The following is a 13,666-nucleotide window of genomic DNA, read 5'->3' as shown; positions in this document are numbered from 1 at the left end:
CTGACCCCATGCCGAACTCAGAAGTGAAACGCCGTAGCGCCGATGGTAGTGTGGGGTCTCCCCATGCGAGAGTAGGGAACTGCCAGGCATCAAATAAGAGAAAGCCCTTCGCGTATGCGAAGGGCTTTTTTCGTTGTGGCAACCGCCAGAATTCCTCCTCTTTCCCCGCTGCTAACCACCGCATTCAGCAAGAGCCTGTTTTGCCGGCAATAAAAAACCCGGCACCAGGCCGGGTGATAAGAGCTTGCACGCTAAATCAGTGAATCACCTGCGACAGGAAGGCACGGGTACGTTCTGATTTAGGATGAGCGAAGAACTCCTGCGGTGGCGCTACTTCAACGATCTCACCCCGATCCATAAAGATCACCCGGTCGGCAACGGTGCGGGCAAAGCCCATTTCGTGAGTAACACACAGCATCGTCATACCATCTTCAGCCAGGCCGATCATGGTATCCAGCACTTCCTTCACCATCTCAGGATCGAGCGCTGACGTCGGTTCATCGAACAGCATAATTTTTGGCTTCATGCAGAGCGATCGGGCAATGGCTACACGCTGCTGCTGACCACCGGAGAGCTGGCCAGGAAACTTGTGCGCATGCTCGGCAATACGCACTCGCTGCAGATAATGCATCGCCAGCTCATCGGCCTCTTTCTTCGGGATCTTTCTGACCCAGGAAGGGGCCAGCGTACAGTTCTGTAACACGGTCAGATGCGGAAACAGATTAAAGTGCTGGAAGACCATGCCTACTTCGGTACGAACCCGCTCAATGTTGCGCACATCATCATTCAGATGAATACCATCGACGACAATGCGTCCCTGCTGATGCTCTTCAAGATGGTTTATGCAGCGAATAGTGGTCGATTTACCGGAGCCCGATGGGCCACACAGCACGATGCGCTCGCGGGGTTTAACCTGCAGGTTGATGTCTTTCAGTACGTGAAACTGCCCGTACCATTTATTCACGTTCTCAAGCGAAATCATCAACGCGTCGGAAGAGTGTGTCATAGAGTGTGTCATGTAAAACCTCAGTGCGATTTACGCCCGGTGTGAAAGCGCTTTTCCAGATACTGGCTGTAGCGCGACATGCTAAAACAGAAAATCCAATAGACCAGCGCGGCAAAGACATAACCTTCGGTCGACATGCCCAGCCACGTCGGATCGACGGTAGCCTGCTGGACGCTGCTGAACAGATCGAACAGGCCGATGATGATCACCAGGCTGGTATCTTTAAATAGCGCAATGATGGTATTCACCAGACCCGGGATGGTCATCTTGAGGGCCTGCGGCAGAATTACCAGCATCTGCGTCTTCCAGTAGCCCAGCGCCAGTGACTCGGCGGCCTCATACTGACCTTTCGGCAGCGCCTGCAAACCACCCCGCACCACTTCAGCGACATAGGCGGACTGGAATAAAATCACCCCAACCAGCGCACGTACCAGTTTGTCGATGGTGGTGCCTTCAGCCATAAACAGCGGCAGCATCACCGATGACATAAACAGCACGGTGATCAGGGGAACGCCGCGCCAGAACTCGATGAAGATAATCGACAGCGTACGCACCACCGGCATCTTTGAACGACGTCCCAGCGCCAGTAAAATCCCCAGCGGCAGGGCGCCGGCAATCCCGACCGAAGCGATAATTAGCGTCAGGGTTAATCCACCCCACTGACGGGTTTCGACCCGATCCAGTCCCAGATAGCCGCCATACAGCAGCAACCAGACAATCACCGGATAAACGACCACCCAGAGCGCGATGTAGCGTCCACGATACGGCAGGCTTTTAATAAACATCGGAACGATCGACAGCAGCCCAATCACCAGCGCCAGGTTAATTCGCCAGCGCAGTTCATGCGGATAGAGTCCATACATGAACTGACCGAAACGGGCATGGATAAACACCCAACAGGCACCTTCTTTGGTGCAGTCGGCTCGGGTAGTACCGAACCAGTTAGCCTGAAAGATCAGCCAGTTCAGCGCAGGCGGAATCACGTGCCAGATGACCCAGATGCAAAACAGCGTAAGAAGGGAATTAAACCAGCTGGAGAATAAATTCTTACGCGCCCAACGCCAGGCGCGACTCGCCAGATTCGTCGGGACGGGGGGCGTTTCATGTGTAGTAACAGACATAGTCATCCCGTTCTCTTAACGCTCAACCAGCGCGATTTTGCGGTTGTAGAGGTTCATTAGCAGTGAAATCAGCAGGCTGATAATCAGATAAACGCCCATGGTGATAGCAATGGTCTCAATCGCCTGTCCGGTCTGATTGAGTACCGACCCGGCAAACAGCGACACCATATCGGGATACCCGATGGCGGCAGCCAGTGAGGAGTTTTTCACGATGTTCAGATACTGGCTGGTCAGCGGAGGAATGATCACACGCATCGCCTGCGGGATAATCACCTGTCGCAGGGTCACCGGATTAGGCAGGCCCAGCGATCGGGCGGCCTCATGCTGCCCGTACGGCACCGACTGAATTCCTGAGCGAATCACCTCAGCAATAAATGACGAGGTATAGATCGACAAGGCCAGGGTCAGCGCCGCCAGCTCAGGAATCATCACCGAGCCTCCGCGGAAGTTAAAACCGCGTAGCTGTGGCACGTCCCAGTGGGTCGCCGCGCCAAAACCAAGATGCGCAATCAGCGGGAACAGAATCAGCATCGCGATAGCCGCCGGCCACGAGCGACGCAGCTGGCCGGTTTTCAACTGATGCTTACGGTTAAAGCGGTACAGCCCATAGCTGGCGGCTATCGCCAGCAGCAGCGCGATCACAAACGGCCAGCTACCGGGCGCATAGGTTGGCCACGGGACGTATAAGCCACGATTGCTGACATACGCCAGGTCAAAGGCATTCAGTGCCTGACGCGGGCCCGGCAGATTGCGTAACACCGCAAAGTACCAGAAGAAGATCTGCAGCAGCGGCGGAATATTACGGAAGGTTTCGATATAGATATTCGAGAGTTTCCGCAGCAGCCAGTTGTCGGAAAGGCGCGCCAGACCAATAGCGAAACCGAGAATAGAAGCAAAAACGATACAGAGCGCAGAGACCAGCAGGGTGTTGGTTAATCCGACCATAAACACGCGGGCGTAGGTATCTCCCTCGGTGTAATCAATCAAATGCTGAACGATACCGAAACCGGCAGTGCGCTCAAGAAATCCAAACCCGGAGGTGATACCGCGGTTAGCCAGGTTAATAATGGTGTTATGAACCAGATAACCCACCACACCAAGCACCGCGACTATCGCTATTAACTGATAAAGCCAGGCGCGAACCGTGGGATTACCGAATGAAAAATCCCTTTTCACGGTTGGGCGTTGTGACATGTTGAAACCTCAGTAACGAAAGCTGGGGTAGGGCACCGCAGAATACGGTGCCCGATTGGCGAGGGAGACTTAACGTACTGGCGGTGCGTATTGAATGCCGCCCTGGTTCCACAACGCATTCTGACCGCGAGCGATCTTCAGGGCGCTGTCTTTACCGACGTTACGATCAAAGCTTTCCTGATAGTTGCCCACTTGCTTGATGATGTTGTAGGCCCACTTATTGTCCAGCTTCAGATCCTTACCAAAATCACCTTCAGCACCCAGCAGGTGTGCCATATCTGGCGTGGTTGGTTTGGCGGTCATCTGATCAACATTTTTCGATGAAATGCCCATCTCTTCAGCGTTCAGCATGGCGTAGAGCGACCATTTAACGATGGTGAACCAGTCATCATCACCGCGACGGACTACCGGGCCCAGCGGCTCTTTTGAGATCACTTCCGGCAGCACGATAAATTCATCAGGTTTGCCCAGTTTAATGCGTAACGCATAGAGCTGAGACTGGTCAGAGGCCAGCGTATCGCAGCGACCGCTGTCCAGCGCCTTGGCGGACTCGTCAGAGCGGTCAAAAGTCACCGGCGTGTACTGCATCTTATTGGCTTTGAAGAAGTCAGCCACGTTCAGTTCGGTATCGGTACCTGCCTGAATACAGACGGTGGCACCGTCCAGCTCTTTAGCACTTTTCAGCCCGGCTTTCTGGTGAGTCAGGAAGCCAATGCCGTCGTAATAGTTGACGCCCGCAAACAGGAAACCCATGCCGCCATCACGTGAGGAGGTCCAGGTGGTATTGCGCGACAGGATGTCGACTTCGCCGGATTGCAGCGCAGTGAAACGCTCTTTGGCTGTCAGCGGGGTATATTTCACTTTGGTCGCATCGCCAAACACGGCTGCGGCCGCCGCGCGGCAGACGTCAACGTCGATACCGGTAAATTTGCCGCTGGCATCTGCATAGGAGAAGCCAGGTAAGCCATCACTGATACCGCATTGGACAAAGCCTTTCTTCTTTATCGCATCCAGCGTCGTGCCGGCGTGAGCCTGCTGAGCAACGGCCAACAGCGAGGCCGCAGCAACCAGCGTAGAGAGCATCATCTTTTTCATAAAGCATCCTGTGTGGAGGAGAATCATGTTGTTATGTTTGCGCACTTTAATGTGCGTTTTTCCTGTCTGTGGCGGTCAGCCATTCACGACTCTGCAAAGCTGATGCCAGGTTTGCAGAAGCCTGAATTCTCATGAAAGTACGGTTAATAATCGGAAGTGATTTGAAAGTTCCGCTAATATCGCGCACCAAAAGGAAGCAATGCGAGTCGACCCGATCACATTTAGTGCAATTAGTTTCACTATATGGAAGCAATGTGAGCCATCGCTCAGGCGGAAATGTACGTAGAAGAGGCTTTGCTTTGAAAGGCGTACAGGATCACAGAAGCCAGTGCTGGCCGGGAATAGCTGGCGGACAGACGCGGCGGGCCGGAGGCGTCAGAAGAGAAGGTTAAGAAAGCGAGGCAGTGAAATATCACGTCAGCGATTGCAACTATAGTTACCATATTGACGATAACTGTTTCACTCGTTTTCCCGACGCTTTGTGGAACAGCGCACAAATAAAAACGCCAGCCCGAAGGCTGGCGTAATTAACAGACAGAACCAGAATCAGTTCATGCCGTATTTTTTCAATTTCTTACGCAGCGTACCGCGGTTGATACCCATCATCAGGGCAGCACGGGTCTGGTTGCCACGGGTATACTGCATCACCATGTCCAACAGAGGCTGCTCGACTTCAGCCAAAACCAGCTCATATAGGTCACTGACATCCTGACCGTTCAGTTGAGCAAAATAGTTCTTCAGTGCCTGTTTAACCGAATCACGCAAAGGTTTTTGAGTTACCTGATCCTGTGAGTTAACGGTAGAAACGGTCAGTACGTCAGAATTTACGCGTTGTTCGAACATAGTTCTTTCAGCTCTTTATTTCGTTACGCAAGATTTTCGAAGTATGCCTCCAACGCCTCCAGCTGTTCGCTGGCATCCTCAATGGCGTTGAATGTGCGCCGAAACTGGTCATTCGGGGCGTGCTCCTGCAGATACCAGGAGACGTGCTTTCGCGCTATACGGTATCCCTTGCCTGAACCGTAAAAGTCGTGCAGCTCACGTATATGCGAAACAAGCAAGCGCTTGACCTCTGCCATTGGCAGCGGGGCAAGCAGCTCCCCAGTGTCCAGATAATGCTGGATTTCCCGGAAGATCCACGGTCTTCCCTGAGCAGCGCGTCCTATCATCAGAGCATCGGCCCCTGTATAGTCGAGCACCGCTCTGGCTTTATGCGGGTCAGTTATGTCTCCATTCGCGATAATCGGAATAGAAACACTCTGCTTAACTGTCCGAATGCTGTCATATTCAGCTTCCCCGTTGAACAGGCAGGCACGAGTGCGGCCATGTATCGTCAGAGCCTGAATACCACAGCGTTCAGCCAATTGGGCAATCGCGACACAGTTCCTGTTTTCAGGATCCCAGCCAGTACGAATTTTCAGTGTTACCGGCACATCCACTGCATTGACCACTGCGGAGAGGATTGACTCCACCACGGCGGGATATTGCAGCAAGGCTGAACCCGCCATTTTGCGGTTAACCTTCTTGGCAGGGCAGCCCATATTAATGTCGATAACCTGTGCACCGGCCTCAACATTAATCCGTGCAGCTTGCGCCATTTCGCTGGGATCGCAACCGGCGATTTGCACGGCGCGAATGCCTGGCTCATCGCTGTGCACCATACGTAAACGAGATTTGTCGCTGGCCCAGACTTCCGGGTTCGAAGACAACATCTCAGAGACCGCCATGCCTGCACCCATTTCATGACACAGCGTCCTGAATGGCCTGTCGGTAATCCCGGCCATCGGTGCTGCAATCAGTCGATTTCTCAGCTGGAGGTTTCCAATACGCATGAAGTCAGAATGGCCATACTGTGTCTGCAAGGCGGCGTATATTACGCATTTTTTCCGGAAGATGAAAGGCCAAACTTTGAACAATTGGCAAGAAAGATCAATGAAATCCGGGTCATTACCACTCGACTTACAAATTAAGCTTAAATATCATTGGATTAGAGATTTATGCTGAAATTGTGAGCAAACGTTTTTCCGAAAAAGCAGATGCGTTAGCCAGATAATAAACGTCACATGCCGTGATTAACGATACAAGCAACCATTGAGAATGCAGAAAGCCCGCAACTTACGCTACGGGCTGGCTGAATATGCTGTTAAGCCCTTTCAGCATTGACCTGAAGAGCGTTCAGGCGACGACCGCACTTCGCGGATTCAGGCTTTCACACCGGTAATCCGGCACCACTCTTCTTTGACGGCCACCGGGTCAAGCGCGAACTGCGCTGCATAGGCTTCACAGACGCCCTCCGCCTGACTCTCCAGTACACCAGAAAGTCCCAGATGGCCACCTGGCTTCGGCAGTACGCTAATCAGCGGTGCCAGCTCGCGTAACGGGCCTGCCAGGATATTGGCGACCACCACATCCGCCTGCAGGTTTTCCGGCTGCTGGTGGGGCAGGTAGAGCGACAGACGATCGGAGACGCCATTGCGCTCAGCGTTATCGCGGCTGGCCTGGATCGCCTGTGGATCGATATCGATACCAATCGCCTGCGCCGCACCGAGCTTCAGCGCAGCGATCGCCAGGATCCCAGAGCCACAGCCAAAGTCGATCACCGTTTTACCGGTCAGATCCAGCCCATCCAGCCAGGTCAGGCACAGCGACGTGGTCGGATGCGTGCCGGTGCCGAACGCCAGGCCCGGATCGAGCATCACGTTCACCGCCTCTGGATCCGGCACATCGCGCCAGCTTGGACAGATCCACAGCCGCTCGCCAAAACGCATCGGGTGAAAGTTTTCCATCCACTCGCGTTCCCAGTCTTTATCCTCGATCTGTTCGATCTTGTGCCGGAAATCGGCACCTAACAGCGGATGTTGCGCCAGTTCAGCGACGATGGCCGCCATATCGCTTTCTGCATCGAACAGGCCAATAACGTCGGTATCGCCCCACAGGCGGGTTTCACCCGGCAGCGGCTCATAGACCGGGTTGTCATGGGTATCCTGAAAAGTGACCGAAACAGCACCGGTCTCCATCAGCACATCGCTCAGCGTTTCAGCGTGCTCACCCGAGCTGTTTATCTTGATTTGAATCCACGGCATAACGTCTCTCTTACATTCAGTGTTGCGGCGCGTCGGCAGTTTGCGGCGCGCGTCCAAACAGGTTGCCGACTAAAAATGCCAGCAGGCTTAAAAGCAGGGAAGGCACAATCGGGTGGAAACCCATGATTTGCAGGTTAAGGCTCGCCAGAAACGCGTAACAGCCGCCACCGGTGACCATGCCGGTAATCGCGCCCGCAGCATTGGCGCGTTCCCAGTAAAGGCCCAGCACCAGCGGCCAGAGGAAGACTGCTTCCAGGCCACCAAACGCCAGCAGATTGAGCCAGATAATCATATCGGGCGGATTCCAGGCGGCGATCAGCAACAGGATGCCGAGCGCAAAGGTAATGGCACCAGACAACAGTCGCAGCCGCGGCTCATTTTCCATCTGCTGCGGTGCCACGCGCAGATAGAGATCTTTAATCAGCGTAGCGGATGCCTGCAACAACTGGGCATTGATGGTCGACATAATCGCCGCCATTGGCGCCGCCAGAAACAGCCCGGCCGCCAGCGGCGGAAGCACGGTAATCATTAACGTCGGGATCACCCGGTCCGGCACCGTCAGATCGGGCAGTATGGCCCGGCCCAGCGCACCCGCCAGATGCATACCCAGCATCAGGACCACCACCACGATGGTGCCCAGAATGATCGCCCGATGCACCGCCTTGCTGTCTTTATAGGAGATGCAGCGCACGGCAGTATGGGGCAGGCCAATTACGCCAAAGCAGACCAGCACGATAAACGAACTCAGAAAGGTCGGGGTAATGATCTCGCCTGGTCCCTGCGGCGACAGCAACTGCGGATCGATAGCGTGCAGCTTTTGCACTGCGGTGCCCAGTCCGCCTGCCTGGTGGATCACGGCGAACAGCAGCAGGAACGTGCCGACCAGCATCACCACGCCCTGCATCGCGTCATTGAGCACGCTGGCACGGAAACCGCCAAAGGCGGTATAGAGCGCAATGGTGCCACCGAAAATCAGTAAGCCGGTGTCATAGGGGATGCCTGCTGCCGTTTCCAGTAACCGCGCACCGCCGATAAACTGCACCGTCATGGCCCCGATGAACGCGACCAGCAGGCTCAGGCTGGCCAGCCAGATCAGCAGCGGACTTTGATAACGCGCATAGAGCATGTCATTCAGCGTTACCGCGTTGTGCTTACGCGCCAGAATAGCGAATTTCTTGCCCAGCACGCCGAGTGATAGCCAGACGGCAGGAACCTGAACCATCGCCAGCAAAACCCATCCCAGACCATATTTGTAGGCGGCACCGGGCCCGCCAATAAATGAGCTGGCGCTGATATAGGTGGTGGTGAGAGTCATGGCCAGAACGAACCCGCCCATGGAGCGGCTGCCAAGGAAGTATTCGGTCAGAAAGTTGCCCTGACGCTGTTTACGGACCGCGAAGACGGACAGTCCGGCAATCAGCACCAGATAAATTAATAAAGGCAGGATAATTTCAAAATTCATTTTTATCCTCCAGAGACATGTCGCGGAAAATCACGCGGACCATCAGCCAGCATAAAAAAATGAACAGCAGGGGAGCAAACACGCAGGAAAGTTCGAACCAGCGCGGCAAGCCGGTGATCCCCGTTTCGCTCCCGCCCAGCCAGGCGGAAAGCCCCCAAACGGCCAGCCAGAGCAGGGTCAGATAGAGTGACCAGCGGGCCTCTTTATGCGCCTGTATAAAACGAGCATCCATGTTTCAACCTTAACGCCAGCGGCAAAAGAAAAAGGCCGGATTAACCGGCCTCAGACTATCTCAGCGTTGCGATTACTTCTCGTGCAAGCCGAGTTTTTTCTCCAGATAGTGGATATTGGTTCCACCGTGCTGGAAGTTTTCGTCGGACATGATCTTCATCTGCAGTTCAATGTTGGTCTTGATACCGTCGATGATCAGTTCCGCCAGTGCATTCTTCATGCGGGCAATCGCCACTTCACGGGTTTCGCCGTAGGTGATCAGCTTGCCGATCATGGAATCGTAGTAAGGCGGCACGCTGTAACCGGAGTAAATATGCGACTCCCAGCGCACGCCAAAACCGCCTGGCGCGTGGAAACGGGTGATTTTGCCCGGACTTGGCAGGAAAGAGACCGGATCTTCAGCATTGATACGGCATTCAACCGCATGTCCGCGAATAATCACATCTTCCTGTTTGATCGACAGCGGCTGACCGGCAGCGATACGCAACTGCTCTTTGATCAGGTCGACGCCGGTAATCATCTCGGTCACCGGATGCTCTACCTGAATACGGGTGTTCATCTCAATGAAGTAGAACTCGCCGTTTTCATACAGGAACTCGAAAGTACCTGCACCGCGGTAGCCAATCTCAATACAGGCTTTAGCACAGCGATCGCCGATGAAGCTACGCAGTTCCGGCGTGATGCCTGGCGCTGGCGCTTCTTCCACCACTTTCTGGTGACGACGCTGCATTGAGCAGTCGCGTTCGCCCAGATAGATGGCGTTGCCCTGACCGTCGGCCAGTACCTGAATCTCGATGTGACGAGGATTCTCCAGATACTTCTCCATATAAACCATGTCGTTGTTGAAAGCCGCTTTGGCTTCCGCTTTCGTCATGTTGATGGATTGTTCCAGATCTTTGTCGCTGCGCACCACGCGCATACCACGACCGCCGCCGCCGCCGGAGGCTTTGATGATCACCGGATAACCGATGCGCTTAGCGAAGGCACGGTTCTTTTCCATGTCATCGGTCAGCGAGCCGTCGGAACCAGGAACGGTTGGCACACCGGCTTTCTTCATCGCATTAATTGCGGACACTTTATCGCCCATCAGGCGAATGGTATCGGCTTTCGGGCCAATAAAGATAAAGCCAGAGCGCTCAACCTGCTCGGCAAAATCGGCATTCTCAGACAGGAAGCCGTAGCCAGGGTGAATCGCCACCGCGCCGGTGATTTCCGCTGCGGAGATCAGCGCCGGGATGTTGAGGTAACTTTTGACTGACTGCGCCGGGCCGATGCAGACGGTTTCGTCCGCCAGCAGCACGTGCTTCAGGTCACGGTCCGCGCTTGAGTGTACCGCCACAGTCTTGATGCCCAGTTCTTTACAGGCACGCAGAATGCGCAGCGCGATCTCACCGCGGTTAGCAATAACAATTTTATCCAGCATGGTCCGCCCCGTTATTCGATGACAACCAGTGGCTCGTCAAACTCGACCGGCTGACCGCTCTCGACCAGAATGGCTTTCACCACACCAGATTTGTCGGCTTCGATCTGGTTCATCATCTTCATGGCTTCGACGATGCACAGAGTATCGCCGGCGTTAACTTTCTGACCCACTTCGATGAAGGCTTTTGCGTCCGGGCTCGGGGTGCGATAGAAAGTCCCGACCATCGGCGAACGCACGATGTGGCCGCTGATTTCCGCGGGCGCTGCTTCTGCGATGGCAGCCACCGGTGCCACGGCAGTCGCCAGGGCAGGTTGCTGTACCGGCGCAGCATACGCCTGCTGCATCATCGGATAACCAACATTTGCAGGTGCACGGCTGATACGAACGGACTCTTCGCCCTCGGAGATTTCCAGCTCGGAGATGCCAGATTCTTCAACCAGTTCGATCAGTTTTTTAATTTTACGAATATCCATGAGTGGGGTTCCGTACTCAGTTTGATTAATTAGTTTGAGACAGGCGTTTTACTGCCGTTTGTAAAGCCCATGTGTAGCCGTCAGCGCCAAGCCCACAGATGACGCCAGCAGATACATCAGAAAGATAGGAGTGATGGCGGAAGGGCTCGCGTGCATGCACATTTGAGAGATGAACCTCAATAAACGGAATCGAAACCGCTAACAGGGCATCACGCAGCGCGACGCTGGTATGGGTAAACGCGGCAGGATTGATAATGATGTAATCCACATTGCCTTTGGCCTCATGAATGCGATCAATCAGCTGAAACTCAGCGTTGGATTGCAAGTGGCTTAACTCCACATTCAGTTGGTCTGCCTGACGTGTAAGATCATCCACAATCTGCTGCAGCGTGGTGTGACCATACTTGTCAGGTTCACGGCTTCCCAGCAAATTCAGGTTGGGTCCGTTTAAAAGCAGAATATGTAATTTATGCGCCATCTTGCTGCCATCTCCCGCAATCATTGAGGCATCGCGTAAAATACCTTGCCAATCTCCATTTGTCACCTTTCACGATGAAAAACAAGACCCGCTTTGCAATAAAGCCGGGCATTATATCCGTTTCGTGTCATTTCGCAGCAAAATACTGGTCTTATCTGCGAAGATGATCGGATGTGACCCGAAGGCCACATCTTTTAGCAGATAGTCAGGGAGGAAAACAACCACAGAAGGACTAGCGAGGCCACCATTTGAGGAACTTTTTGTAACGCCACGCTAACAACAAGGCGGCCAGTCCGGCATAGATAAGTGGCTGGGGCGACAAGGTTTTGACCGACCAGATGTAGTGAATCGGCACCAGGATCGCCACCAGATAGACGGCGTTATGCAGAGTTTGCCAGCGTTTGCCGAGCTTACGCTGCGCCCGCTGGAAGGAGGTCAGCGTCAGGGCCAGCAGTATCAGCCAGCTGATAATCCCCAGTGTCAGATAGGGACGAGAAATTAACTCACTGCCGAGCAGTCGCAGATTATCGGCACCCAGTTCCAGCAGGTAGTAGCTCAGCAGATGAAGAGAGGCCCAGACAAAGGTCCAGACACCCAGCAGACGGCGGGTCCGGATCAACAGCGGCTGTTTGCCATAGCGCGCCAGAGGCGACACCAGCAGCGTGCCCAGCAGCAGTTTCAGCGCCATGCGCCCGGTAAAATGTTGAATATCTTTCGCCGGGTCCGCACTTAATCCGCCCTGCAGGGCAGCCAGGATCAGATAAACCAGCGGCAGCAGTGCCGCCAGATGCAGGATCACCTTGAGCCAGGTGATCTGTTTTAACGACAGGCGTACCACTCAATAATTCTCCCGCAGGTCGAGTCCGCGATAGAGTGAAGCGACCTGCTCTGCATAGCCGTTAAACAGCAGCGTAGGTTGACGCTCCACTTTCAGGCTGCCGCCGGGGCCAATAAAGCGCTCGGTAGCCTGCGACCAGCGCGGATGATTGACGTGCGGATTAACGTTGGCATAGAAGCCATACTCATCTGCCGCAATCTGATTCCAGGTGGTCGGTGGCTGATTTTCGGTCAGGGTGATTTTGACGATCGATTTAATTCCTTTAAAGCCATATTTCCACGGCACCGTCAGGCGAATTGGCGCGCCGTTCTGCGGCGGAAGCGCCTTACCGTAAACGCCGGTGCTCAGCAGTGTCAGAGGGTGCATCGCTTCATCCAGCCGTAGCCCTTCAACATAGGGATAATTAAGCCCGCCACCGATAAAACGGTCTTTCTGGCCCGGCATCTGTTCAGGATCGTACAGCGTCTGAAAGGCGACGAAACGCGCTTTGCTGGTGGGTTCGGCCAGAGAAATCAGCTTATTCAGTTCAAAGCCGACCCACGGTACCACCATCGACCAGGCCTCTACACAACGCATGCGGTAGATACGCTGCTCCATGGCAAAGCGTTTGAAAATGTCATCCATGTCCAGGGTGATCGGTTTCGCCACTTCGCCATCAATCGTCAGTTTCCACCCATCGGTTTTCAGCGTGCCGGCATTGGCCGCGGGATCGGCTTTATCCAGACCAAACTCATAAAAGTTGTTATAGCCAGAAACCTTCTCTGCCGGCGTTAAGGTCAGGTCGGCCTGATATTGTGGCGGTTTGCTAAAGTCCAGCGCCCGACCGGCGGGGGCGGGCGGGCGATCGTTGCCCTTGAACCAGCTGAGAATGTCCGCATTGGCTACGCCCGGCAGACCGATCGCCGCCGCGCTCAGTCCCAGCGTTTTCAGCACCTGGCGGCGCTTCATATTAAAAATGTTTTCCGGCGTTACGTCGGCTTCCGTCAGATCAGTGTTGCGCTTCATGGTGCACTCTCCAGCCGTGGTCTTATTGACCAGCATGATGACTATTACCGATTGCAGCCAGTTTCGCCGTTAAAATGTGAAATTTCCTGGCTGCCGGAGACGATGAGAATGCACCGAAAAGCGCTGGGATCAACGCCAGCGCCCCTTTCCCGACGATATACTTCCGCTTCAGTCGTCACGGCGCTGTCGCTAAACGCAAATTATGCTATTTTGCTCGCGTTTTCGTCAGGCTGACGGTACAAGGGTGGGCGATCCGG

14 protein-coding genes and 1 rRNA gene are annotated in these 13,666 nt (G+C 54.4%); 1 reads left to right on the top strand and 14 read right to left on the bottom strand.

Features of this window, described 5'->3' with window-relative positions:
• A 5S ribosomal RNA gene (gene rrf, locus ABIB18_RS19585) occupies positions 1–88 on the top strand; the annotation flags it as partial.
• 168 nt (positions 89–256) lie between these two features.
• Here the strand turns inward: rrf and ABIB18_RS19580 are convergent.
• The 14 genes from ABIB18_RS19580 to msrP form a co-directional block, all read right to left on the bottom strand.
• A complete protein-coding gene (locus ABIB18_RS19580; protein ID WP_031375137.1) occupies positions 257–1,018 on the bottom strand; it encodes an amino acid ABC transporter ATP-binding protein in 762 nt (253 codons plus the stop codon).
• Between the two features lie 8 nt (positions 1,019–1,026).
• Entirely contained in the window at positions 1,027–2,127 is a 1,101-nt protein-coding gene (locus ABIB18_RS19575) for an amino acid ABC transporter permease (RefSeq protein WP_069729018.1), read from the bottom strand.
• Between the two features lie 15 nt (positions 2,128–2,142).
• A complete protein-coding gene (locus ABIB18_RS19570; RefSeq protein WP_069729019.1) occupies positions 2,143–3,321 on the bottom strand; it encodes an amino acid ABC transporter permease in 1,179 nt (392 codons plus the stop codon).
• 69 nt (positions 3,322–3,390) lie between these two features.
• Positions 3,391–4,416 (bottom strand): amino acid ABC transporter substrate-binding protein, encoded by a 1,026-nt coding sequence (locus tag ABIB18_RS19565; protein ID WP_031375134.1) that lies wholly within the window; start codon positions 4,414–4,416, stop codon positions 3,391–3,393.
• Between the two features lie 546 nt (positions 4,417–4,962).
• Positions 4,963–5,259, bottom strand: a complete 297-nt coding sequence (gene fis, locus ABIB18_RS19560) for a DNA-binding transcriptional regulator Fis (protein ID WP_003855228.1) — start codon at positions 5,257–5,259, stop codon at positions 4,963–4,965.
• Between the two features lie 23 nt (positions 5,260–5,282).
• Positions 5,283–6,248 carry a tRNA dihydrouridine synthase DusB gene (dusB, locus tag ABIB18_RS19555; RefSeq protein WP_031375133.1) on the bottom strand — a complete coding sequence of 322 codons (966 nt, stop codon included), beginning with the start codon at positions 6,246–6,248 and terminating at the stop codon, positions 5,283–5,285.
• Positions 6,249–6,617: 369 nt separating this feature from the next.
• Positions 6,618–7,499 (bottom strand): 50S ribosomal protein L11 methyltransferase, encoded by an 882-nt coding sequence (gene prmA, locus ABIB18_RS19550; RefSeq protein ID WP_031375132.1) that lies wholly within the window; start codon positions 7,497–7,499, stop codon positions 6,618–6,620.
• A 16-nt stretch (positions 7,500–7,515) separates the two neighbouring features.
• Entirely contained in the window at positions 7,516–8,961 is a 1,446-nt protein-coding gene (panF, locus tag ABIB18_RS19545; protein ID WP_316554459.1) for a sodium/pantothenate symporter, read from the bottom strand.
• Positions 8,951–9,193, bottom strand: a complete 243-nt coding sequence (locus ABIB18_RS19540) for a YhdT family protein (RefSeq protein ID WP_069729022.1) — start codon at positions 9,191–9,193, stop codon at positions 8,951–8,953. Before ABIB18_RS19540 ends, panF begins: the two co-directional genes overlap by 11 nt.
• Positions 9,194–9,265: 72 nt before the next feature.
• Positions 9,266–10,615 carry an acetyl-CoA carboxylase biotin carboxylase subunit gene (gene accC, locus ABIB18_RS19535; RefSeq protein WP_031375129.1) on the bottom strand — a complete coding sequence of 450 codons (1,350 nt, stop codon included), beginning with the start codon at positions 10,613–10,615 and terminating at the stop codon, positions 9,266–9,268.
• 11 nt (positions 10,616–10,626) lie between these two features.
• Complete coding sequence (gene accB, locus ABIB18_RS19530; protein ID WP_031375128.1) at positions 10,627–11,088, bottom strand: acetyl-CoA carboxylase biotin carboxyl carrier protein; 462 nt, start codon at positions 11,086–11,088, stop codon at positions 10,627–10,629.
• Between the two features lie 25 nt (positions 11,089–11,113).
• Positions 11,114–11,566, bottom strand: a complete 453-nt coding sequence (gene aroQ / locus ABIB18_RS19525; protein ID WP_031375127.1) for a type II 3-dehydroquinate dehydratase — start codon at positions 11,564–11,566, stop codon at positions 11,114–11,116.
• 232 nt (positions 11,567–11,798) lie between these two features.
• Entirely contained in the window at positions 11,799–12,404 is a 606-nt protein-coding gene (msrQ, locus tag ABIB18_RS19520; RefSeq protein ID WP_031375126.1) for a protein-methionine-sulfoxide reductase heme-binding subunit MsrQ, read from the bottom strand.
• On the bottom strand, positions 12,405–13,409 hold the full coding sequence (gene msrP, locus ABIB18_RS19515) for a protein-methionine-sulfoxide reductase catalytic subunit MsrP (RefSeq protein ID WP_069729024.1): 1,005 nt from the start codon (positions 13,407–13,409) through the stop codon (positions 12,405–12,407). It lies immediately after the preceding gene.
• Positions 13,410–13,666 lie beyond the last annotated feature (257 nt).

The sequence above is a fragment of the Pantoea sp. UYEF8 genome (assembly GCF_040546285.1).
Classification (GTDB): Bacteria; Pseudomonadota; Gammaproteobacteria; order Enterobacterales; family Enterobacteriaceae; genus Pantoea; species Pantoea brenneri.
This window is presented reverse-complemented; position numbering and strand designations above follow the sequence as displayed.

Coding starts and splice junctions, on each gene's coding strand:
- accB (WP_031375128.1), bottom strand. CDS start 11,088: ATGGATATTCGTAAAATTAAAAAACTGATCGAACTGGTTGAAGAATCT.
- fis (WP_003855228.1), bottom strand. CDS start 5,259: ATGTTCGAACAACGCGTAAATTCTGACGTACTGACCGTTTCTACCGTT.
- accC (WP_031375129.1), bottom strand. CDS start 10,615: ATGCTGGATAAAATTGTTATTGCTAACCGCGGTGAGATCGCGCTGCGC.
- ABIB18_RS19575 (WP_069729018.1), bottom strand. CDS start 2,127: ATGTCTGTTACTACACATGAAACGCCCCCCGTCCCGACGAATCTGGCG.
- aroQ (WP_031375127.1), bottom strand. CDS start 11,566: ATGGCGCATAAATTACATATTCTGCTTTTAAACGGACCCAACCTGAAT.
- prmA (WP_031375132.1), bottom strand. CDS start 7,499: ATGCCGTGGATTCAAATCAAGATAAACAGCTCGGGTGAGCACGCTGAA.
- ABIB18_RS19565 (WP_031375134.1), bottom strand. CDS start 4,416: ATGAAAAAGATGATGCTCTCTACGCTGGTTGCTGCGGCCTCGCTGTTG.
- msrP (WP_069729024.1), bottom strand. CDS start 13,409: ATGAAGCGCAACACTGATCTGACGGAAGCCGACGTAACGCCGGAAAAC.
- ABIB18_RS19570 (WP_069729019.1), bottom strand. CDS start 3,321: ATGTCACAACGCCCAACCGTGAAAAGGGATTTTTCATTCGGTAATCCC.
- ABIB18_RS19540 (WP_069729022.1), bottom strand. CDS start 9,193: ATGGATGCTCGTTTTATACAGGCGCATAAAGAGGCCCGCTGGTCACTC.
- dusB (WP_031375133.1), bottom strand. CDS start 6,248: ATGCGTATTGGAAACCTCCAGCTGAGAAATCGACTGATTGCAGCACCG.
- panF (WP_316554459.1), bottom strand. CDS start 8,961: ATGAATTTTGAAATTATCCTGCCTTTATTAATTTATCTGGTGCTGATT.
- ABIB18_RS19580 (WP_031375137.1), bottom strand. CDS start 1,018: ATGACACACTCTATGACACACTCTTCCGACGCGTTGATGATTTCGCTT.